Annotated in this window: 14 protein-coding genes; 7 read left to right on the top strand and 7 right to left on the bottom strand. The window is 71.6% G+C overall.

Features of this window, described 5'->3' with window-relative positions:
• Positions 1–114: 114 nt before the first annotated feature.
• On the bottom strand, positions 115–948 hold the full coding sequence (locus ABZS54_RS23800; protein WP_355539516.1) for a DNA-formamidopyrimidine glycosylase family protein: 834 nt from the start codon (positions 946–948) through the stop codon (positions 115–117).
• Positions 949–1,289: 341 nt separating this feature from the next.
• Positions 1,290–5,894: an ATP-dependent helicase gene (locus ABZS54_RS23795; protein ID WP_355539513.1), complete on the bottom strand. Its 4,605-nt coding sequence runs from the start codon at positions 5,892–5,894 to the stop codon at positions 1,290–1,292.
• Positions 5,895–5,982: 88 nt separating this feature from the next.
• Between ABZS54_RS23795 and ABZS54_RS23790 the strand changes: the two genes are divergently transcribed.
• The gene (locus ABZS54_RS23790; RefSeq protein WP_355539510.1) at positions 5,983–6,180 is read left to right on the top strand and encodes a DUF3046 domain-containing protein; all 198 of its coding nucleotides are present in this window, start codon (positions 5,983–5,985) and stop codon (positions 6,178–6,180) included.
• Between the two features lie 138 nt (positions 6,181–6,318).
• A complete protein-coding gene (locus ABZS54_RS23785; protein ID WP_355539507.1) occupies positions 6,319–7,524 on the top strand; it encodes an AI-2E family transporter in 1,206 nt (401 codons plus the stop codon).
• On the opposite strand, the gene ABZS54_RS23780 is transcribed toward ABZS54_RS23785, so the two are convergent.
• Together ABZS54_RS23780 and panB are read right to left on the bottom strand one after the other, a co-directional pair.
• Positions 7,497–8,303 carry a site-2 protease family protein gene (locus ABZS54_RS23780; protein WP_355539504.1) on the bottom strand — a complete coding sequence of 269 codons (807 nt, stop codon included), beginning with the start codon at positions 8,301–8,303 and terminating at the stop codon, positions 7,497–7,499. The genes ABZS54_RS23785 and ABZS54_RS23780 overlap by 28 nt on opposite strands.
• Positions 8,304–8,365: 62 nt before the next feature.
• Positions 8,366–9,247, bottom strand: a complete 882-nt coding sequence (panB, locus tag ABZS54_RS23775; RefSeq protein WP_355539501.1) for a 3-methyl-2-oxobutanoate hydroxymethyltransferase — start codon at positions 9,245–9,247, stop codon at positions 8,366–8,368.
• A gap of 249 nt (positions 9,248–9,496) precedes the next feature.
• On the opposite strand from panB, the gene ABZS54_RS23770 reads away from it, so the two are divergent.
• The 3 genes from ABZS54_RS23770 (at position 9,497) to ABZS54_RS23760 (ending at position 13,052) form a co-directional block, all read left to right on the top strand.
• Positions 9,497–11,080, top strand: coding sequence for an MFS transporter (locus tag ABZS54_RS23770; protein ID WP_355539498.1), 1,584 nt, complete (start codon positions 9,497–9,499; stop codon positions 11,078–11,080).
• 193 nt (positions 11,081–11,273) lie between these two features.
• Positions 11,274–11,882, top strand: a complete 609-nt coding sequence (locus ABZS54_RS23765) for a TetR/AcrR family transcriptional regulator (protein ID WP_355539495.1) — start codon at positions 11,274–11,276, stop codon at positions 11,880–11,882.
• A gap of 114 nt (positions 11,883–11,996) precedes the next feature.
• On the top strand, positions 11,997–13,052 hold the full coding sequence (locus tag ABZS54_RS23760; RefSeq protein WP_355539492.1) for an endonuclease/exonuclease/phosphatase family protein: 1,056 nt from the start codon (positions 11,997–11,999) through the stop codon (positions 13,050–13,052).
• Between the two features lie 81 nt (positions 13,053–13,133).
• Here the strand turns inward: ABZS54_RS23760 and ABZS54_RS23755 are convergent, their stop codons facing one another.
• Entirely contained in the window at positions 13,134–14,900 is a 1,767-nt protein-coding gene (locus ABZS54_RS23755; protein ID WP_355539489.1) for an NAD+ synthase, read from the bottom strand.
• 469 nt (positions 14,901–15,369) lie between these two features.
• Here ABZS54_RS23755 and ABZS54_RS23750 point away from each other — a divergent pair, with 469 nt between their 5' ends.
• A complete protein-coding gene (locus tag ABZS54_RS23750; protein ID WP_020553044.1) occupies positions 15,370–16,731 on the top strand; it encodes a glutamine synthetase family protein in 1,362 nt (453 codons plus the stop codon).
• Positions 16,732–16,812: 81 nt separating this feature from the next.
• Here the strand turns inward: ABZS54_RS23750 and ABZS54_RS23745 are convergent, their stop codons facing one another.
• On the bottom strand, positions 16,813–17,439 hold the full coding sequence (locus ABZS54_RS23745; protein WP_355539486.1) for a TetR/AcrR family transcriptional regulator: 627 nt from the start codon (positions 17,437–17,439) through the stop codon (positions 16,813–16,815).
• Positions 17,440–17,681: 242 nt separating this feature from the next.
• On the opposite strand from ABZS54_RS23745, the gene ABZS54_RS23740 reads away from it, so the two are divergent.
• Entirely contained in the window at positions 17,682–20,699 is a 3,018-nt protein-coding gene (locus ABZS54_RS23740) for a bifunctional [glutamine synthetase] adenylyltransferase/[glutamine synthetase]-adenylyl-L-tyrosine phosphorylase (RefSeq protein ID WP_355539483.1), read from the top strand.
• On the opposite strand, the gene ABZS54_RS23735 is transcribed toward ABZS54_RS23740, so the two are convergent.
• Positions 20,663–21,583: a phosphatase PAP2 family protein gene (locus tag ABZS54_RS23735; RefSeq protein ID WP_355539480.1), complete on the bottom strand. Its 921-nt coding sequence runs from the start codon at positions 21,581–21,583 to the stop codon at positions 20,663–20,665. The genes ABZS54_RS23740 and ABZS54_RS23735 overlap by 37 nt on opposite strands.
• Positions 21,584–21,589: the final 6 nt, after the last annotated feature.

Raw genomic sequence — 21,589 nt, 5'->3', positions numbered from 1 at the left:
CCGGCGACCTTGCCGCCCGGAGAGATCAGCGGTCCGCCGGAGTTGCCCTGGTGCAGCCGGCCGAGGCCAACAACAGGACGGGCAACACCAGAGCGGGCACGATCCGGGACGGGGTCATGCCCTATACGACGAACCGCCCGGCCGTCGGTCACCGGGTGTACTCCCATCGGGTGACGGCTGGCAGCGCGGGCACCAGAACGTCACACGTGGCGGGTCACCCCGATCGGCGCGCCGGATCAAGCTGCCGCAACGCGCGCACGGGCGACCGGCGCGCCCGTAGACCCAGTGCCGCCGACCCGGCCGGGTATCGCCCGTGGTGATGTGCCCGACCCGGTCGCGGTTGGCGTCCAGGAGACGGTGCGCCAGGGTCACCCACGCGTGCGGATCGCCGGCCGCGGCCACCGGGGTCCAGGGGGCGACGCCGCGCAGGAAGCACAATTCCGCCCGGTACACGTTGCCGATCCCGGCCAGGTTGCGCTGGTCCAGCAGCGCCTCGCCGATCGGCCGGTCCGGGCGGCCGCTCAGGCGGCGGGCGGCCTCGGCCGGATCCCAGTCCGGGCCGAGCAGATCCGGCCCCAGGTGGCCGACCACGGTCGACTCGTCGGCGGTGCGCAGCAGTTCCACCACGGGCATGCGCATCCCGACGGCGGTCTGCGTCGCGTTGGCCAGCACCAGTCGGATCGCGTGCCAGGGGCGGGGGAGCGGGCGCGTGCCGGTGCGATGGATCTCCCACGTGCCGTCCATCCGCAGATGCGTGTGCAGCGTCAGGTCGCCCTCGAACCGGGTCAGCAGATGTTTGCCGCGCGGGAGCACCGCCAGTACCGAGCGCCCGGTCAGATCCACGGTCGCCAGCCCGGGCACGCGGAAGTCGGTCACGGTCAGCGGGCGGTCCACCAGGGCCGCACGCAGCCGGCGCGCCGCCTGATACACGCTGTCGCCTTCGGGCATTCCCCCATTGTCCCGGGTGCCCGTCGTCCCGAGGCGGGGACCGAGCCCGGGGCCGGCCCTCCGAGTCCCCCCGGACCCGTCGGTGCGGCCGAACCCCGGGGGTCGCGGCGCCACAGGTACAGCGGCACAGGGACCGACGTCGCGAGCGCGCGGCCAGGAACACGTTCGCGACGCCGGATCCATGTACTTCCGACCGTGACGCGTGCAGGGTCGCCACGGGCGGATGGTGCCGGTCGACTCCGCCGGGATCGCTCCCGGCGTCGCCTTCCGTGACCACGATCCTGCGCGACGTACATGACCGGGGTGTTTCGCGGACCGGGCGCTCGTGTAACGAAACGGTGTCACCCTCGGAGGCGCAGCCCCCTGGGGGTGGCGTGGAACCCGGCCGCTTCCAGGGCCTTGCCCAGCGAAGATGTCAGCACCTCGGCGCCGTCGGCCTTCTCCACGGTCAGCTTGCCCAGCGCGCCCGCGCGCACCGCGGCGGCCAGCGCCTCGGCCGCCGGGCCGACTCGGTCCGGGTCGTCGGTCCAGGACAACAGCGTGCGTCCGCCGCGTTCGATGTACAGGATCGGCTCGCCGTCGAGCAGGATGACGAGCGCACCGGCCTTGCGACCCGGCCGATGACCACCCGCGCTCTCCCCGGGCCGGTCCGGCCACGCCAGCGCGGCGCCGTACGGGTTGGCCGGGTCGGCGGCGGCCAGCACCACCGCGCCGGGCACCTCGTGCGGCTCACGGCGCTCGCTCGCACCCTGCAACGCGCGCAGCCGGTCCACCGCGCCGTCGGCGGCGAACTGGGCGGCGCCCAAACCCTCGACGAAGTAGCCCCGGCGGACCCGGCCGCCGTCCTCGAACACGCTCAGCACCTTGTAGGCCGCGGCGAAGCCACCGGGGCTGCCCTCGGCGACCACCGCGCCGCGGGTGACCACGCCGTGCCGGTCCAGGAGCGTCTCGGCCAGCGCGTGGGCCCGCCGGGTCGGGTCGGGCTCGGGCGCGGGAGCCAGCGACCAGCGACCAGCCACGGTCGGCGGCCCGCCGCGACCGGGCGCCACCGGCCGCCCCCGGCTCAGCCCCGCGTACCGCCCGCGTGGGGTCGTCCGCCGGGCCCGGTGCGCGGTCGAGCCGGACGTGCGGCCCGAGCCGAGCAGCGCGCGCAGCGGGGTGAGCGTGTCGCCGGTGACCCGCCCGGACCACACCAGGTCCCACAGCGCCTCGGCGATCGCCGCCTCGGACGCCGGCGTCGGCAGCTCCAGCCGCTCGGTCAGCTGCCGGAAGAACAATGCGTAGCCGCCCGTCAACGCGGTCAGGATCGCGGTGTGCAGCGATGTCGTCTCCAGCGGCACCGGCGGCGGGAGCAGGTAGGGCGCGGCATCCGCGAGATAGAGCGAGAGCCAACCGTCCTTGCCGGGCAGCGCGCCGTGTCCGGCCCACACCACCTCACCGGCCGCACACAGCTCGTCCAGCATCGCGGGGCGGTAGTCGACCACCCGTGAGGGCAGCACCAGCTTCTCCAGCGCGGAGGCCGGCACGCTCGCGCCCTGGAGCTGTTCGATCACCCGGATCAGACCGTCCGGGCCGCGCACTCCGCTCGCACCCACGCCCTGCCACACGGTCAGGAACCGGGCCAGCGCGACCGGCGGCACCGGCTCCACCTCGTGCCGCAGCGCCGCCAGCGAGCGCCGGCGCAACATCCGCAGCACCTCCGCGCCGCACCATTCCAGACCGGAGCCGCCCGGGCGGAACTCGCCGGAGACCACCTGTCCGCCCGCGGCCAGCCGCTCCAGCGTGCCCGTGGTCACCGCGACCCCCAGGCCGAACCGGGCGGCGGCCTCGCCCGCCCGAAACGGCCCGTGCGTGCGCGCGTGCCGGGCCAGCAGATCGCCCAGCGGGTCCTTGACGGGTTCGGTGAACGCCTCGGGCACGCCGACCGGCAGGGGTGTGCCCAGCGCGTCGCGCAGCCGGCCGGCGTCCTCGATGCCCGCCCAGCGCTCCTCGCCCGCGATCCGCACCCGGATCGCCCGGCGGGAGTCCTCCAGGCCGGTCAGCCAACCGGCCTCGAACGCGTCCGTGGAGCGCGCCGCGACCTCGGCCGCGGTCAGCGGCCCGAGCAGCCGCAACAGGTCCGCGACCCCCTCGGCGTCGCGCACCCGACGGTCCTCGGCGAGCCGCTGCAACTCGGCCTCGGTGCGCGCCAGCACCTCCGGGTCGAGCAGTTCGCGCAATTCGGCCTGGCCGAGCAACTCGGCCAACAGCCGCGAGTCCAGCGCGAGCGCCGCCGCACGCCGTTCCGCGAGCGGCGAGTCGCCCTCGTACATAAACTGCGCTACGTAGCCGAACAGCAGCGAGCGGGCGAACGGCGACGGCTCGGTCGTGGTGACCTCGACGATGCGCACCGCGCGGGTGGCGATGTCGCGCATCAGTCCGGTCAACCCGGGCACGTCGAACACGTCCTGGAGGCACTCGCGCATCGTCTCCAGGACGATCGGGAACGAGCCGTACTCACTGGCCACCGCGAGCAGTTGGGCCGAGCGTTGGCGCTGCTGCCACAGCGGGGTACGGCGACCCGGCATCCGGCGCGGTAGCAGCAGTGCCCGGGCCGCGCACTCGCGGAAGCGGGACGCGAACAGCGCCGAGCCGCCCACCTCGGCGGTCACCAGCGGCTCCACCTCGGCCTCCTCGAACACCGCGAAGTCCGGTGGCAGCGCACCGGCCGCGAGGTCGTCGGGCGCCTCGCCGAACGGGTCGCCCGAGTCCGGCAGCCGCAGCACGATCCCGTCGTCGCCGTGCATGGTCTGCACGTCCAGACCGGTGCGCTCGCGCAGCCGGGCCGAGATGGCCAGCGCCCACGGCGCGTGCACCTGGGCACCGAACGGCGAGTGCACCACCACCCGCCAGTCGCCCAGCTCGTCGCGAAAGCGCTCGACCACGATCGTGCGGTCGTCCGGGATGTGGCCGCACGCCTCGCGCTGCTCGCCCAGGTAGCCCAGCAGGTTGTCCACCGCCCACGGATCCAGACCCGCGGCGGCCACCCGCTCGCGCGCCCGCTTCGCCGGCAGAGCGCCCACCTCGCGAACGAAGGCGCCGAGCGCGCGGCCCAGTTCCACCGGCCGCCCCAGCGCGTCGCCGTGCCAGAACGGCAGCTTGCCCGGCACCCCGGGGGCGGGCGAGACCAGCACCTTGTCGTGGGTGATGTCCTCGATCCGCCACGACGAGGTGCCCAGCGTGAACACATCGCCCACGCGCGACTCGTAGACCATCTCCTCGTCCAGCTCGCCGACCCGCGATTTCGCGTCGCCGGACACCAGGAACACGCCGAACAGGCCGCGGTCGGGGATGGTGCCGCCGGAGGTGACCGCCAGGCGCTGGGCGCCCGGGCGGGCGGAGAGCACGCCGCCCACCCGGTCCCACACGATGCGCGGGCGCAGTTCGGCGAACGCGTCCGAGGGATAGCGGCCCGCGAGCATGTCCAGGGTCGCCTCGTAGGCCGAGGCGGGCAGCGCGGTGAACGGCGCGGCCCGGCGGATCAGCGCGAGCAGCGCGTCCACGTCGCGGTCCTCGATCGACACCATCGAGACGATCTGCTGGGCGAGCACGTCCAGCGGGTTGCGCGGCCCGCGCACCGACTCGATCGCGCCCTCGCGCATGCGCTCGGTGACCACCGCGGTCTGCACCAGGTCGCCGCGGAACTTGGGGAAGATCACGCCTCGCGAGATCGCGCCGACCTGGTGCCCGGCCCGGCCCACCCGTTGCAGGCCGGAGGCCACCGAGGGCGGCGACTCGACCTGGACGACCAGGTCCACGGCACCCATGTCGATGCCCAGTTCCAGGCTGGAGGTGGCCACCACGGCGGGCAGGCGACCCGCCTTGAGGTCCTCCTCCACCTGGGCCCGCTGCTCCTTGGACACCGAGCCGTGGTGGGCGCGTGCGAGCAGCGCGGGGGCACCACGATTGCTGCCCGCCTGCGCCATCAGCTCGGCCGGTGACGAGTCCTTGGGCAGTTCCTCACCGGTGGCCCGCTCGTAGGCGATCTCGTTCAGCCGGCCGCACAGCCGCTCGGCCAGGCGCCGCGAGTTGGCGAACACGATGGTCGAGCGGTGGGCCTGGATCAGGTCGACGATGCGTTCCTCGACGTGCGGCCACACCGAGGTCTTGCGCTCGTTGCCGGCCTCGTCGAAGTCGCCGCTGCCGGAGCCGAGTTCGCCCATGTCCTCGACCGGGACCACGACCGAGAGCTCGAACGTCTTGGTGGCCTGCGGCTGGACCACGTGCACGTCGCCGGTCGAGCGCATCCATCGGGCCACCTCCTCGACCGGGCGCACGGTCGCGGACAGGCCGATCCGGCGCGCGGGGCGTTCCAGGAGTTCGTCCAGCCGCTCCAGGCTCAGCGCCAGGTGCGCGCCGCGCTTGGTGCCGGCGACCGCGTGCACCTCGTCCACGATCACCGTGTCCACCCCGCGCAGCGCCTCGCGGGCCTGTGAGGTGAGGATCAGGAAAAGCGACTCGGGCGTGGTGATCAGGATGTCCGGCGGCTTCGTGGCGAAGCGGCGTCGATCGGCCGCCGGGGTGTCGCCGGAGCGCACGCCCACGGTGACCTCGGGCTCGGGCAGGCCCAGCCGCACGGACGCCTGCCGGATACCGGTGAGCGGGCTGCGCAGGTTGCGCTCGACGTCGACCGCGAGCGCCTTGAGCGGCGAGATGTACAACACCCGACAGCGCCGGCGCGGATCGGCCGGCACCGGTTCGGCGGCGAGCCGGTCCAGCGCGGACAGGAACGCCGCGAGCGTCTTGCCGGACCCCGTCGGCGCGACCACCAGCGCGTCCTTGCCCTCGGCGATGGCTCGCCAGGCACCCTCCTGGGCCCGGGTCGGCGCGTGGAAGGCGCCGGTGAACCACTCCCGGGTGGCGGAGGAGAAGCCGGCCGGAAACGAGGCGGGGTCGTCGTGTGGCATAACTCCCCATGGTGCCGCGTGGCTCCGACATTCGTGCTCGGCGCCGAGCGGGCGACCGGCGAGTCGGCGCTACCGGGATACTGGTCGCATGGGACTCACCGACTTCTGGCGACGCATGCGCGCCCACTTCGGCGACTCGTACGCCGAGTCCTTCGCCCGCGACCACGTGATGTCCGAGCTGGGCGGGCGGACCGTGCACGAGGCCTTGGCCGCGGGCGTCGAGGCCAAGGACGTCTGGCGCGGCGTGTGCGTCTCGATGGACCTGCCGACGACCAAGCGGGCCTGATCCGGCCTGCCGCATCACCCGGGCACCACCGGGGCACTCGCCGACACACCCAAGCGGACATAGCGTGACGCTCTAGTCTCTTCCTGTCATTCCACATGCATCGCGACACAGTGGTGCGGGAGAGCACAGGGAGCCCATGTGACCACACCCGACACACCCGCCGCGCGGGTCGCCTCGGGCGATCGGATGCCGTCGTGGTTGCCGCGGGCCGTGTTCCTGATCCTGGCGATGACCGCGGGCTTTCGGCTGCTCGGCTGGACGCTGGCCCATCTGCGCTCGCTGCTGATCGACCTGCTGCTGGCCTTCTTCCTCGCGCTGGCCTTCGAGCCGGCCGTGGACCGGATGGCCCGGCGCGGGATGCGGCGCGGGGCGGCCACCGGCCTGGCGTTCGTGGTGGTCTTCCTGGCCTGCGCCGGTTTCCTGGCGGTGGTGGGCTCGCTGCTGGTGGACCAGGTGGTCGCGTTCGCGCACCACCTGCCCGACTACCTCGACGACCTGGTCGCGTGGGTCAATCGCACGTTCGGCACCGATCTGACCGTGGAGAAGATCCAGGGCAACGTCTTCAAGGACTCCGGCACCGTCCAGGGCTACGCCGAGCGGGTGGCGAACAACGCGCTGGGCCTGTCCGCCAAGATCGCGGCGGGCCTGTTCGAGTTGTTCACCATCGCGCTGTTCACCTTCTACTTCACCGCCGAGGGCCCGCGGATGCGCCGCGCGGTGTGCTCCCTGCTGCCGCCGGAGCGGCAGGCCGAGGTGCTACGCGGGTGGGAGATCGCGATCGACAAGACCGGCGGGTATCTGTACTCGCGCGCGGCGCTCGCGCTGATCTCGGCGTTCGCGCACTATGTCGCCTTCCTGGTGCTCGGCCTGCCGTACGCGGTCCCGCTCGCGCTGTGGGTCGGGCTGATCTCGCAGTTCGTGCCGACCGTGGGCACCTACATCGCCATCGTGCTGCCCGCGCTGATCGCGCTGACGGTGAGCCCGGTGACCGCGGTGTGGGTGGTGCTGTTCGCCACCGCCTACCAGCAGTTCGAGAACTACCTGCTGCATCCGCGGATCACCGCGCGCACGGTGGAGATCCACCCGGCGGTCGCGTTCGGCGCGGTGATCGGCGGCGCCGCGCTGCTCGGCGCGGTGGGCGCGCTGATCGCGATCCCGATCGCGGCCACCGGGCAAGCCTTCGTGGGCAGCTATCTGCACCGCTACGAGATCCCGGAGCACCGCCTGACGCCGGACGAGACCCGGCCCCGGCGTGGCCGGGGTCCGCTCACCCGGATGTGGCGGCGCGCCCGGGACGGGAGGCGCCGCGCGCACCCTCAGGACCAGAAGCGGAACAGCCGGTAGCCGTCGGCCGCCAGGAACGGCGACACGTCCAGCGCGTCGGTGATGTGGTCGATCACGTCGTAGAACCAGCCGTTGACCGACGGCGACCACAGCAGCGCGAACAGGAACAGGATCGCGTAGGGCGCGTACGGTGCGATCGCCCGGCGGAAGTCGTAGGGCAGCCAGGGCTCGATCACCCCGTAGCCGTCCAGACCGGGCACCGGCAGCAGGTTGAGCACCGCCGCGATCACCTGGAGCTGGATCAGGAACGAGAACGCGGCGGTGAAGGTCGGGCTCGCGCCGTCCACCGCGCCGGAGGACAGCAGCAGTGCGAGGGCGATCGCCAGTGCCGCGTTGGTCAGCGGTCCGACCGCCGACACCAGGCTGTTGCGGGCCCGGCCGCGAATCGCCGAGCGGTCCAGGTAGACCGCACCGCCGCTGAGCGGGATGCCGCCGAGCAACACGAAGATCGTCGGCAGGATGAAGGACAGCAGCGGATCGCTGTACTTGAGCGGGTCCAGGGTCAGGTAGCCCTTGCCCACCACGCTGTTGTCACCCGAGCGCAGCGCGGCGAACGCGTGCGCGAACTCGTGCAGGCACAGCGACACCAGCCAGCCCGACATCACCAGTAGGAAAACCCCGGTACGGGTGGCCGACTCCGAGGAGCCGTCGTCGTGCCACGTGTACCAGGTCGAGGCGGCGCAGACCGCGACGATCGCGAGGAAGATCGGACTCGGCCGCACGTGGCGCAGCGAGCCGGCCGCGGGGCGGCGACCGAAATCTCCGTAGGGGTGCGTCACGAACTGCTCCAGGTGCGGGAAAGGGCCGTACGGCCGTTCGATCGTACGGCCCCTTTGGGCACTCAGTGGAACGTGTGCTCCGGACCCGGGTAGACGCCGCCGACCACTTCGCCCGCGAACGCCTTCGCCGCGTCGCCGAGAGCGGCACGCAGGTCGGCGTACTGCTTGACAAACTTGGCCGTGTGGCCGGTGTTCATGCCGGCCATGTCGGTCCACACCAGCACCTGGGCGTCACACTGCACGCCCGCGCCGATGCCGACGGTGGGTATCTCCAGCAGGTCGGTCACCCGCGCGGCCAGTTCCTCCGGCACACACTCCAGGACCAGCGCGAACGCGCCCGCGGCCTGCATCGTCTTGGCGTCCGCGATCAACTGCTCGGCGCTCTCCGCGTCCCGGCCCTGCACCCGGTAGCCGCCGAAGGCGTGCACCGACTGCGGGGTGAGCCCGAGGTGGGCCATCACCGGCACGCCCGCGGCGACCAGCGCCTCGACCTGGCGCGCGGAGCGTTGCCCGCCCTCCAGCTTGACCGCGCCGGCGCCGGCCTCCTTGAGCAGCCGCACGCCGTTGCGCAGGGCCTGCTCGGGGGATTCCTGGTACGAGCCGAACGGCAGGTCGGCCACGATCAGCGCACGCTTGGTGCCGCGCACGACCGCACCGGTGAGCATCACCAATTGGTCCAGGGTGACGGGCACGGTGTTCTCGTAGCCGAGATGGTTGTTGCCCGCCGAGTCGCCGACCAGGAGCACCGGGATGCCCGCGTCGTCGAATACGGAGGCGATCGTCGCGTCGTACGCGGTGAGCATCGGCCAGCGCTCGCCGGCTCGCTTCGCGCGGGCGAGGTCGCGCACGGTGACCCGGCGCCCGGTGCCCTCGCCGCCGTACAGAGTCAGTCCCGGACCCTCGGCCGAAGCGGCTGACGACTGCGCGGAGTTGTTGCTGGACATGGTGTTCTCCCGACTCGAGGCGCTCGGACGGCGTCCCCGGACAACGCCATGGTGACACGCGCCGTAACAGGACAACAGGGGAGTCGAGCGCCGGATTCCGCGCGATCGACCGGGCCGGCATTTGCCGAGGCTTTGCAATACGAGACGGTCTCGTTTCGTAAATCGGCCCTAGTCTGTAAGGCATCCCATACAGGTCCCACGTGTTTGACGAATCGAGCTTCACCCGTGACTTCAGCGAACGTTCCCCCTGTGCGCACGGTCGACGAGCACATACATCGCCGCCGCTGGGCCATCCTCGGCGTCCTGGTGATCAGCCTGCTGGTCGTCGTCCTCGACAACTCGATCCTCAATGTCGCGATCAAGACGATCGCCGACCCGGAGAAGGGCCTGGGCGCCACCCAGAGCGAGCTCCAGTGGTCGATCAACTCCTACACCCTGGTGTTCGCCGGCCTGCTGTTCACCGCCGGCATCCTGGGCGATCGCTTCGGTCGCAAGCGCACCCTCCTGTTCGGCATGGTGGTCTTCGGCCTCGCGTCGCTGCTCTCGGCCTACTCGCAAAGCCCCGGGCAACTGATCGCCGCCCGCGCGGTGATGGGCTTCGGCGGCGCGTTCGTGATGCCGGCCACGCTGTCCATCATCAGCAACGTGTTCGAACCGCAGGAGCGGGCCAAGGCGATCGGCATCTGGTCCGGCGCGGTCGGTCTGGCGATCGCGATCGGCCCGATCACCGGCGGTGTGCTGCTCGATCACTTCTGGTGGGGCTCGGTCTTCCTGATCAACGTCCCGATCGTGCTGGTCGGCATCGTCGCGATGCTGCTCCTGGTGCCGGACTCGCGCGATCCCAGGCCCGGCCGGCTCGACCCGATCGGCGTCGCGCTGTCCATCGCGGGACTGGTCTCGCTGGTCTACGGCATCATCCGCGGCGGCGACGCGGGCTGGGGCAGCGTGGAGGTGCTCGGCACCATCGTGCTCGGCCTGCTCATCCTCGGCTTCTTCGTGTGGTTCGAAAAGCGCAGCGACCACCCGGCCCTGGACGTCAAGTTCTTCCGCGACCCGGCCTTCTCCGCCGCGGCCGGAGCGATCGGCCTGGTGTTCTTCGCGCTCATGGGCGTGACCTTCTTCATGGCCTTCTACCTACAGAGCGTGCGCGGCTACACCCCGCTGCAGACCGGTCTGCTGCTGCTTCCGCTGGCGATCGCGCAGCTGATGTTCTCGGCGCGCAGTTCGGGGATGGTCAAGCGGTTCGGCGTGCGCGCGGTCACCACCGGCGGCATGCTCGTGGTCGGCCTGAGCTTCCTGTCCTTCCTGTGGATGGACCGCACCTCGCCGATCTGGATCCTGTGCGTGGTGTTCTTCTTCCAGGGCGCCGGCATGGCCCACGTGATGCCGCCGGCCACCAACTCGATCATGTCCTCGCTGCCGCGCGAGAAGGCCGGCGCCGGCTCCGCGGTCAGCAACACGGTGCGCCAGGTCGGCGGCGCGCTCGGCGTGGCGATCCTGGGCTCGGTGTTGTCCTCGGTCTACCGGGACCGGATCTCCGGCGACCTGGACAAGCTCCCGCCGAACGTGCCCAAGGGCCCGGCCGGCGACTCGGTCGAGGCCACGCTCGCGGTGGCCGGCCGACTCGGCGACAAGGGCGCGGCGCTCGTGGACCCGGCCAAGGACGGTTTCATCGAGGCCATGCACGCGGCCTCCACCGGATCCGCCGTGGTGGGTCTGATCGGGGCGGTCGTGGTGTTCCTGTGGATGCCGCGCCGCGACGCCGGGCAGACTGCCTCCGAAGCGGACCGAGTCGAAGCGTCCGCAGAGGAACAGCGCTCCGCGAAGGTCTGACATGCAGCCTGCGACATCCGCATCAGCGGCCGAATCCCCGGCCGAATCCCCGGTCGAATCCCCGGTCGAATCCCCGGTCGAATCCCCGGTCGAATCCCCGGTCGAATCCCCGGTCGAATCCCCGGTCGAATCCCCGGCCGAATCCCCGGCCGAATCCCCGGCCGAATCCCCGGCCGAATCCCCGGTCGACCCGATGACCGACCCCGGCGCGGCGGACAAGCCGCGCCGGGGCCGGCCGCGCAGCGAGGAGGCCGAACGGGCGATCCTGCACGCGACGCTGCGCCTACTCGACGAGCACCGCAGCATCGCCGCCATCTCCGTCGAGGCGGTGGCCCAGGAGGCGGGGGTGGGCAAGGCCACCATCTATCGCCGCTGGCCCGGCAAGGAGGCGCTGATCGTCGCGGCGGTGGAGGCCGCCGAGGCGATGCCGGCGGTACTCAAGGGTCGGTCGCTGCGCGAGGACTTGGTCCTGGTCCTGGAGCACATGCGCCTGCAGGCCGTCGACAAGCGCGGCGACGGACTGATGGGGATGCTCACCGGCGAGATGCGCAGCCATCCCGAGTTGTACCGGCGCTATCACGAGGTGGTCGTGGAGAAGCGCCGGGCGATCCTGCGCGGCCTGCTGCAGCGCGGGGTGGATTCCGGCGAGCTGCGGGCCGACCTGCCGATGGAGGTCCTGATGGACCTGGTTACGGGGCCCATACTGGTGCGCAAGCTGGTACGGGAGAACGCAAGCCTGGAGCCGGAGCTGCCGGGCCAGATCGCGGACGCGCTGCTCGGCGGGATTCGCGCTCGTTCCTGAGCCATAGGGAACCTATCGGTCGCTTTCCGGCGTCCGTTTCGACGTAGGCGACGTTTTGTTCGTACGTTGACGTGGACACAGCCGGGACTCGAACCTGGGACTTCAGGAGGCAGCATGACGTGGCCCACCACGACGGATACCGGAGCCGAGCCGCAACCGGCCGGCGACGGGAGTCCGCGGCGCGGGTCACGATGGTCGTGGCAGCGGATCCGGGAGGACGCGGTCCGTGTCTGGCGCACCCCGCCGTGGCGTCGCGGCCGGGTGATCGCGGTGTTCGCGGTGCCGGCCACCCTCCCGCTCGCCTTCCACCGGCTGGTGCCCAACACCCCGGGCAACTGGGGCAGCTTCGTGGAGACCTTCCTGCCCTGGGCGGGTCTGGTCGTCCCGGTGCTGCTGGCCTGCGCGGCGATCCGTCGCTCGTGGACCGCGGTCGCCGCGACCATGCTGCCGATCCTGGTCTGGGTGACCATGTTCGGCGGATTCTTCATGCCCGGTCGCGGCGGCGGCCCGCACGATCTGCGGGTGGTCAGCCACAACGTGAACGCGGGCAACCCGGACCCGGCCCGCACCGCCCGCTCGCTGCTGGGCGCGAACGCGGACGTGATCGCGCTGGAGGAACTGCCCGAGGGCGCCTGGAAGCTGTACAACACGGTGCTCAAGGACCGGTACCCGAACGTGCAGCACGAGGGTACGGTCGCGGTGTGGACCACGGCCGACTTCCCGATGAGCAAGGCCGAGGCGGTCGACGTCGGGATGGGCTTCACCCGCGCGCTGCGCACCTTGATCAAGACGCCCAAGGGCGACGTCGCGTTCTACGCCGTGCACCTGGCGTCGGTGCGCTTCGGCGCGAGCGGCTTCACGGTCGGCGACCGCAACCACACGATCGACCGACTGGCCCAGTCGCTCGCGGTCGAGACGGCGCCGCACGTGGTGCTGGCCGGTGACCTGAACGGGACCACCGACGACCGCGCGCTGCAGCCGGTCACCCGCTATCTGCGGGACGCGCAGGACGCGGCGGGCACCGGGATGGGCTACACCTGGCCCGAGTCGTTCCCGATGGCCGCGATCGACCACATCATGTACCGCGGGATGGCCGCCGCGGACGCCAAGGTGCTGGGCAGCACGCCGAGCGACCACATGCCGGTCCTGGCGGACCTGCGACTGCGCTGAGCCGACGCGCGAAAGGGCCCGACCATCGGTCGGGCCCTTTCGTATGCCCGGTGTACGCCCGGCCGCAGGTCCGGGCCGTGTTCAGCCGCCCTCGCGCCACCGGTTGGTGATCGGCAGCCGCCGGTCCCGGCCGAACGCCTTGAGCGAGATCTTGGTGCCCGGCGGATACTGCCGACGCTTGTACTCGGCGGTGTCCACCAGCTTGAGGATGCGGTCCACCATCGCCGGTTCGAAGCCCGCGGCCACGATCGCGTCGCGACCGATGTCCCGCTCGACGTAGTCGTCCAGGATGTCGTCGAGCAGTTCGTACGGCGGCAACGAGTCGGAGTCGACCTGGCCCGGGCGCAACTCGGCGCTCGGCGGCTTGGTGATCGAGTTCACCGGGATCGGTGCCACTTCGCCGCGCCGCTCGGCCTCCGCGTTGCGCCAGCGCGACAACCGCCACACCACCGTCTTGGGTACGTCCTTGATCGGTGCGAAACCGCCCACCGCGTCGCCGTACAGCGTGGAGTATCCGCAGGCCAGCTCGCTCTTGTTGCCGGTGGCCAGGACCAGGTGGCCCTCCTGGTTGGACAGGCCCATCAAGGTGGTGCCGCGCACCCTGGCCTGGAGGTTCTCCTCGGCCAGACCGGTCAGCCCGAGCGCACCCAGGTAGGCGTCCACCATCGGCGCGATCGGCACCTGGCGATAGTCGAGCCCGATCCGCTCGGCGGTGTCGGCCGCGTCGTCCTTGGAGTGCTCGGAGGAGTAGCTGCTCGGCATCGAGACGCCGTACACGTTGGCGCCGCCCACCGCGTCCGCTGCGATCGCCGCGACCAGGGCCGAGTCGATTCCCCCGGACAGGCCCAGCAGCACCGACTGGAAGCCGTTCTTGGCCACGTAGTCGCGCAGCCCGAGGACCAGCGCGCCGTAGATCTCCGCGTCGTCCGACAGGGCGGGCGCGATCGAGGGCTCGACGGCGGGCGCGGGCACCGGCGCGGCGTGCTCGGTGACGATCACCTGTTGGATGGTCAGGCCGTCGGCCACCACGTCGCCCGCGCTGTACACGCTGTCGTCGACGGTGCGCTCGGGCAGGTCCAGATCGGCGATCAGCAACTCCTCGCGGAACTGCGCCGCGCGCGAGAGCACCCGCCCCTCGGCGTCCACGATCAGCGAGTCGCCGTCGAAGACCAGTTCGTCCTGGCCGCCGAAGGCGTTGACGTAGGCGAGCGCGCACTCGGCCTCGCGGGCGCGGCGGCGGACCAGTTCCAGGCGCGAGTCGTCCTTGCTGACCTCGTACGGCGAAGCGTTGATCGACAGCAGCAGGCCCACCCGCGCGGCGCGCGCGGCGGCCACCGGGCCACCCTCCTGCCACAGGTCCTCGCAGACCGCGATCGCGATGTCGACCCCGCCGACCCGGACGACCAGGAGCCGGTCGCCCGGGACGAAGTAGCGATACTCGTCGAAGACGCCGTAGTTGGGCAGGTGGTGCTTGGCCGAGCGGGCCACGATCCGGCCGCCGTGCAGCACCGCGACCGCGTTCTGCGGGGCGCCGGCCGGGCGGCCCAACCGCGGCGTGGACACGCCGCACCGGTCCAGATGGCCCACCACGACCGCGACCTCGCCCAGACCCTCGGCGGCCAACCGGGCCGCGAGCGCCTCCAGCGCGAGTCGGGACGCCTGCACGAAGGACGAGCGCAGGGCCAGGTCCTCGACGGGGTAACCGGTGAGTGCCATCTCGGGGAAGGCCACGAGCGACGCGCCGCGGCCGGCGGCCTGTCGGGTGCGGCCGAGGATCAGTTCGGCGTTGCCGTCGAGGTCGCCGACCGTGGGGTTGATCTGGCTGAGCGCGATGCGAATCCGGGTCACCCGACTCAATGTACCCGGCTCTTGATGTCAAAGTGACGAATAGTGTGCGAGTGTCGACACCGCGCCGTACGGACCCGGTCGTGGGGGCGATGACCGCCGCTCGGCCGGCCGGAAAACCGCAGGCGAACGGCGGACGAAAGCCGTTTGTTCGAGCAGGCCCGGGGCTCGGCGGTAAAGCACTCGGGCGATACCCTGGGCACAGTTACCACCGGGCCCCGACGGCTCGCCCGACGGAATCCCCGGAGGGTGCGATGCCGCGCGAAGAAGGTATCCCGCAGGTCGCCCATGGAGCGGTTCTCGGGGTACAGGACCACGGGAGTCACGCGAGCACGGCGGTACCCGTGCGCGAGCAGGGGTGCAACGCAAAGGGTACGTAATGTGCCCGAAACCCTGGAGCGGGATACTCGTGTGCCCCGCAGTGCCCCTGCCGATCGCTCACAGGCCGTCCGACCTGCAAGGATAGGGAATTATGGATAAGCAGCAGGAGTTCGTGCTCCGCACCCTGGAGGAGCGCGACATCCGGTTCGTGCGGCTGTGGTTCACCGATGTGCTCGGCTTCCTGAAGTCGGTCGCGGTGGCTCCGGCCGAGCTGGAACAGGCCTTCGCGGAGGGCATCGGGTTCGACGGCTCGGCGATCGAGGGATTCGCGCGTGTGCACGAATCCGACATGTTGGCGAAGCCGGATCCGGCCACGTTCCAGATACTGCCGTGGCGGGCCGAGGCACCCGGCACCGCGCGGATGTTCTGCGACATCCTGATGCCCGACGGCTCACCGTCCTTCGCGGATCCGCGCTACGTGCTCAAGCGCACCCTGGAGCGGGCGTCGGAGAAGGGCTTCACCTTCTACACGCACCCCGAGATCGAGTTCTTCCTGTTCAAGGAGAAGCCGGTCGACGGGCGCCCGCCGACTCCGGTGGACCACAGCGGCTACTTCGACCACACTCCGCAGCCGGTCGGCCAGGACTTTCGCCGGCAGGCGATCACGATGCTCGAGAACATGGGCATCTCGGTCGAGTTCAGCCACCACGAGGGCGCGCCGGGCCAACAGGAGATCGACCTGCGCTACGCGGACGCGCTGAGCACGGCGGACAACATCATGACCTTCCGCCTGGTGGTCAAGGAGGTCGCGCTGGAGCAGGGCGTGCACGCGTCCTTCATGCCCAAGCCGTTCTCCGAGCACCCGGGCTCGGGCATGCACACCCACCTGTCGCTGTTCGAGGGCGACCGCAACGCGTTCTACGAGGCCGGTGCCGAGTACCAACTCTCCAAGGTCGGCCGTTCGTTCATCGCGGGCCTGCTCATGCACGCGGGCGAGATGGCCGCGATCACGAACCAGTGGGTCAACTCGTACAAGCGGCTGTGGGGCGCGTCGGCGCGCACCGCGGGCATGGGCGGCGAGGCCCCCTCGTACATCTGCTGGGGTCACAACAACCGCTCGGCACTGGTGCGGGTGCCGATGTACAAGCCCACCAAGGGGCAGTCCACCCGGATCGAGGTGCGCCAGATCGACTCGGCGTGCAACCCCTACCTGGCCTACGCGGTGCTGCTCGGCGCCGGGCTCAAGGGCGTCGAGGAGGGCTACGAACTGCCCGCCGGCGCCGAGGACGACGTGTGGGCGCTGACCGACGCCGAGCGCCGCGCGCTGGGCATCGCGCCGCTGCCGCAGAACCTGGCCGAGGCGATCGCGCTGATGGAGCGCAGCGAACTGCTGCCGGAGATCCTCGGCGAGCACGTCTTCGAGTTCTTCCTGCGCAACAAGCGGCACGAGTGGGAGGAGTACCGCCAGCAGGTGACCCCCTTCGAGCTGAAGCGCTACCTGCCGGTGCTCTGAGCACCCGCCGCCGGCGTCCGAGCGCGACGACGAACGGCCCGACCCGGGGCCGGGCCGTTCGTCGTCGGGCGGCGCGGGTGCTCACGTCATCGGTGGGCCGAGCAGTTCCAGGATGTAACGCACGTAGGCGTCCTTGTCCTCGCCCTGGGGCAGCAGTTGCGGCGCGCCCCGGCGGATCAACGCGATGCCGACAGTCATCGTCAGCGCGGTCAGCGCGTGGCGGTAGGCGGCGTCGGCGGGCAGCCCGAGTTCCTCGGTGAGGCGGGCGCCGAACTCCAGGCGGCGGCGGGTGACCTGCTCCAGGATCGGGCCCACCACCGGGTGCTGGGCGTGGATCAGCAGTGTGGTGGTGATGTCCGCGCCGCTGGGCGCGGTGAACGCGTACTCGGTGAGTCGGCGGCCGCGTTCGACCGGATCCTCGATGCGTTCGGCCGCGGCCATCAACTCCTCGGACTCGGCCACCCAGCGCTCCAGGGCGGCCTGGATGAGCGAGTCGCGATCCTTGAAGTGCCAGTAGAAGCTGCCCTTGGTGGTGCCGAGGCTTTCCGCGAGGGGTTCCACCGCGACCGCGCCCAGGCCGCCTTCTCGCATCGCCTCCAGGGCCGCCCGAGCCCAGTCCTCTCGGCTGAGGGTACGGCGGCCGGGGCGAGCGGACCGTTCCGGTTCGTCGTCTGATTGCACCCTCTCCGAGGGAACACCGTTGCGCATGGCACCTACGCTAACGTAGGGTGACGTCCCGTACGGTGGCGTATGGCAGCTCGTCGCTACGGAGGCCTCTTCGGGCCGTGGGACGGACGGCTCGCAGAGTGGAACTGGCATCCGCCATCGGGCGAGGGCGCGCCGCATTCAAGTTCGCCGCGGTCGGGGGGCTCGGCGAGCCCCATGCGGCGCGTCCACATTCCCAGTTCCGTTCTTGATCGATCAGCCGTTTCACCGGATACGCTCGGCCGGTGACCTCTGTGGATCAGCCTCGCGAACCGGCGGCCACCGACGGGCGCCTGGTCCGGCTCGGCTTCACGGACGTCGCGGCCGCCGCGCGCAATCTGCGCGATCCGGCACTGCTCGGCGCCGGGGACGACTCGCTCTTCCTGGACGCGCTCGCCGCCACCGCCGACCCCGACCTCGCGCTGCTCGGCCTGGTCCGGCTCGCCGAGGCCGCCGCCGACCGCTCCGTCCTGTTGTCCACGCTCGCCTCGGCGAAGCCCTTCCGGGACCGCATACTGGGCGTCTTGGGCGTGAGCGCGGCATTGGGCGACCACCTCGCGCGCCACCCCGAGGACTGGCGCACGCTGGTCACCTACGACGTTCAGGACGCCCGGCCCACCCCGGCCTACTTCCACGCCGTGCTCACCACCGCCACCGCCGGCCTGCGCGGCGACCCGGCGCTGGACGCGCTGCGGATCGGCTACCGGCGCTGTCTGCTCTCGATCGCCGCTCGCGACGTGTGCGGCAGCACCGACGAGCCGACCGTCGCCACCGAACTCGCCGACCTGGCCGGCGCCACCCTGGACGCCGCGCTCGACCTGGTCCGGCGCGAACACCCGGCCGAGGCCGAACAGTGCCGACTCGCGGTGATCGGCATGGGCAAGTGCGGCGGACGCGAACTCAACTACATCAGCGACGTGGACGTGGTCTTCGTCGCCGAGGCACCCCCCGGCGTGCCCGAGGGCGTCGCGGTCGCCGCGGCCAATCGGCTGGCCGGCGCGCTGATGCGGGCCTGCTCGGCGACCACCGTCGAGGGCTCGATCTGGGAGGTGGACGCCAACCTGCGCCCGGAGGGCCGCAACGGCCCGCTCACCCGCACCCTGGCCAGCCACCTCGCCTACTACGAACGCTGGGCCAAGACCTGGGAGTTCCAGGCCCTGCTCAAGGCCCGCCCGGTGGCCGGCGACCCGGCGCTGGGCCGCAAGTACCTGGACAGCGTGTCCCCGCTCGTGTGGACCGCCGCCCGCCGGGAGAACTTCGTCGCCGACGTGCAGGCGATGCGCCGCCGAGTCGTGGACAGCATCCCCGCGCGCGAGGTGGAGCGCGAGGTCAAACTCGGTCCCGGCGGTCTGCGCGACATCGAGTTCGCGGTCCAACTCCTCCAACTGGTGCACGGCAAGTCCGACCCGGCTCTGCGCAGCGGCTCCACCCTGGACGCGCTCGCCGCGCTGTCCGCGGCCGGCTACGTGGGGCGCGACGACGGCGCCGCGCTGGACGCCGCGTACCGCTTCCTGCGCACGTTGGAGCACCGGATCCAGCTCTTCCGGCTGCGCCGCACCCACCTGATGCCGACCGATCCGGGCGAACTGCGCCGGATCGGCCGCTCGATGGGCATGCGCGCGAACCCGGTGGGCGAGTTGGAGAAGGCCTGGAAGCAGCAGACGGTGGAGGTTCGCCGACTGCACGAGAAGTTGTTCTATCGGCCGCTCCTGGACGCGGTCGCCCGGCTCAAGGCGGGCGAGCAGCGGCTGACCCCGGAGGCCGCGCGGGCCCGCTTCGAGGCCCTGGGGTACGCCGACCCGGCGGCCGCGCTGCGCCACCTGGAGGCGCTCGCCTCCGGGGTCAGCCGGCGCGCCTCGATCCAGCGCACGCTGCTGCCGGTGATGCTGAGCTGGTTCGCCGACTCGGCGGACCCCGACGCCGGGCTGCTCGCCTTCCGGCAGGTCTCCGAAGCGCTGGGCAACACGCACTGGTATCTGCGGCTGCTGCGTGACTCGGGGGCGGGCTCGTCGGGCGCGGCGGCCGAGTACATGGCCCGGGTTCTCGCGTCCGGACGGTTGGCGCCGGATCTGTTGCTGCGGGCGCCCGAGGCGGTGGCGATGCTGGGCGACGTGGACGGGCTGCGGCCGCGCTCGCGGGCGGCGCTGGAGACCGAGATCCTGGCCGCGGTGGGGCGTGCGCCGGGACCGGAGAGCGCGGTGCAGACGGCGCGCAGCGTGCGTCGCCGCGAGTTGTTCCGGATCGTCGCGGCAGACGTGCTGGGCCTGCTGGACGTGGACGCCACGGGCAAGGCGCTCACCGATGTCAACGCGGCGACGCTGACCGGCGCGCTCCGGGCCGCGATCGACGCGTGCGAGCGCACCCGGGGGCCGATCCCGACCCGGATCGCGATCATCGCGATGGGTCGGTTCGGCGGTTACGAGCAGGGCTACGGCAGCGACGCGGACGTGATGTTCGTGCACGAGCCGAGCGAGGGCGCCGAGGAGCAGGCCGCGACCAAGGCGGCGCAGTGGGTGGGCAACGAGGTGCGCCGGCTGTTGCAGATCCCGTCCACGGATCCGCCGCTGTTGATCGACGCCGACCTGCGACCCGAGGGGCGGCAGGGCCCGCTGGTGCGCACGTTGGCGTCCTACCGGGCCTACTACGAGCGCTGGTCCAAGCTGTGGGAGAGCCAGGCGCTGCTGCGCGCCGACTTCACCTCCGGGGACGCCGACCTGGGTCGGCGGTTCCTGGCGATGGTCGATCCGCTGCGCCACCCGTGGGGCGGGATCGACGACACCCAGGTGCGGGAGATCCGCCGGATGAAGGCCCGGATCGAGTCCGAGCGGCTGCCGCGCGGCGCCGACCCGACCCTGCACACCAAGCTCGGGCGGGGCGGGCTCGCCGATGTGGAATGGGTGGTCCAGCTGTTGCAACTGCGGCACGCGGACGCGGTGCCCGCGCTGCGGGTGACCGGCACCCGGCAGGGGCTCGCGGCGGCCCGGGACGCGGGATTGCTCGACGCGCACGACGCACGGATCCTGGACGACGCGTGGGTCGAGGCCACCCGGGTGCGCAACGCGGTGATGATCGTGCGCGGCCGGTCCTCGGACAGCTTCCCGACCGATGTGCGCGAGCTGGGCGGGGTGGCCCGACTGCTCGGCCACCCTTCCGACGAGACCGGCAGCCTGATCGAGGACTATCGGCGGGTGACCCGGCTCGCCCGTGTCGTGGTGGAGCGGGTGTTCTACGGCGAGGACGAGACTTCGACCGGCTCGCGCTGAGGCCGCTCGCGCCGGCTGTCGTCATCGTCGTCGTGCCGACCCCGGCCGGCCGCGCCCACGTGCGCGCGGTCGGGCTCGGCGGGGCGATCCCTCGGCTCGGTCGCGGCGCGCGGGTCGTCCGGCGGGTACTGCGGGAAGCGGTACGCGGAGCGCCCGTTGACCAGACACTGCAGGCCGAAGGCCGCGGCCAGGGTGATCCAGCCGCCGACCGCGTCGAGCACGAAGTGGTTGCCGGTCGCCACGATCACCAACAGGGTCACCATCGGGTACAGCACCCCGAGCACCTTGACCCACATCGGCCGCGCGAACATCACGATCGCCATCGCGCACCACGTCGACCAGCCGATGTGCATCGACGGCATCGCGGCGTACTGGTTGGAGACGTTCTTCATGTCCCCGGACGCCATCGAGCCCCACGTGTGGTGAACCAGGACGGTGTCGATGTAGCCCGCGTCCGGCAGCAGTCGTGGTGGGGCCAGGGCGAAGAGGAAATAGCCGAACAGCGCCAGGCCGGTGGTCAGGAACAGCACCGTGCGCACGGCTCGGTAGCGGCCGGGATGGCTGTGGAAGAGCCACACCAGGACGCCGATGGTCACCACGAAGTGCAGCGTCGCGTAGTAGTAGTTCATCGACACGATCAACCAGGTGACGCCGTTGACGGCGTGGTTGACGCTGTGTTCGAAGTCGATGTGCAGCGTCTTCTCGAGATCGAGCAGCTGCCTGGCGCGGTCCACGGCGAGATGTTCCCGCTCGGGCACCGCGTTGCGGATGAGTGAGTAGACCCAGTAACTCAACGCGATCAACGCGAGTTCGACCACGAATCGCGGCCGACGCGGCGTGCTCAGATAGGCACGCAACCGGGTCTTCGTGGGGATTGGCTGCATGGTTGT

It is taken from the genome of Embleya sp. NPDC005575 (assembly GCF_040605455.1).
In the GTDB taxonomy this organism is placed as follows: Bacteria; Actinomycetota; Actinomycetes; order Streptomycetales; family Streptomycetaceae; genus Embleya.
Note: the sequence above shows the minus strand (reverse complement) of the source record. Positions and strands in the feature narration are given on the sequence as shown.

Excerpts from the sequence above, each read along its gene's own strand:
- ABZS54_RS23745 (WP_355539486.1), bottom strand. The coding sequence starts at position 17,439 with ATGCGCAACGGTGTTCCCTCGGAGAGGGTGCAATCAGACGACGAACCG.
- ABZS54_RS23800 (WP_355539516.1), bottom strand. The coding sequence starts at position 948 with ATGCCCGAAGGCGACAGCGTGTATCAGGCGGCGCGCCGGCTGCGTGCG.
- ABZS54_RS23765 (WP_355539495.1), top strand. The coding sequence starts at position 11,274 with ATGACCGACCCCGGCGCGGCGGACAAGCCGCGCCGGGGCCGGCCGCGC.
- ABZS54_RS23795 (WP_355539513.1), bottom strand. The coding sequence starts at position 5,894 with ATGCCACACGACGACCCCGCCTCGTTTCCGGCCGGCTTCTCCTCCGCC.
- ABZS54_RS23735 (WP_355539480.1), bottom strand. The coding sequence starts at position 21,583 with ATGCAGCCAATCCCCACGAAGACCCGGTTGCGTGCCTATCTGAGCACG.
- ABZS54_RS23750 (WP_020553044.1), top strand. The coding sequence starts at position 15,370 with ATGGATAAGCAGCAGGAGTTCGTGCTCCGCACCCTGGAGGAGCGCGAC.
- panB (WP_355539501.1), bottom strand. The coding sequence starts at position 9,247 with ATGTCCAGCAACAACTCCGCGCAGTCGTCAGCCGCTTCGGCCGAGGGT.
- ABZS54_RS23760 (WP_355539492.1), top strand. The coding sequence starts at position 11,997 with ATGACGTGGCCCACCACGACGGATACCGGAGCCGAGCCGCAACCGGCC.
- ABZS54_RS23790 (WP_355539510.1), top strand. The coding sequence starts at position 5,983 with ATGGGACTCACCGACTTCTGGCGACGCATGCGCGCCCACTTCGGCGAC.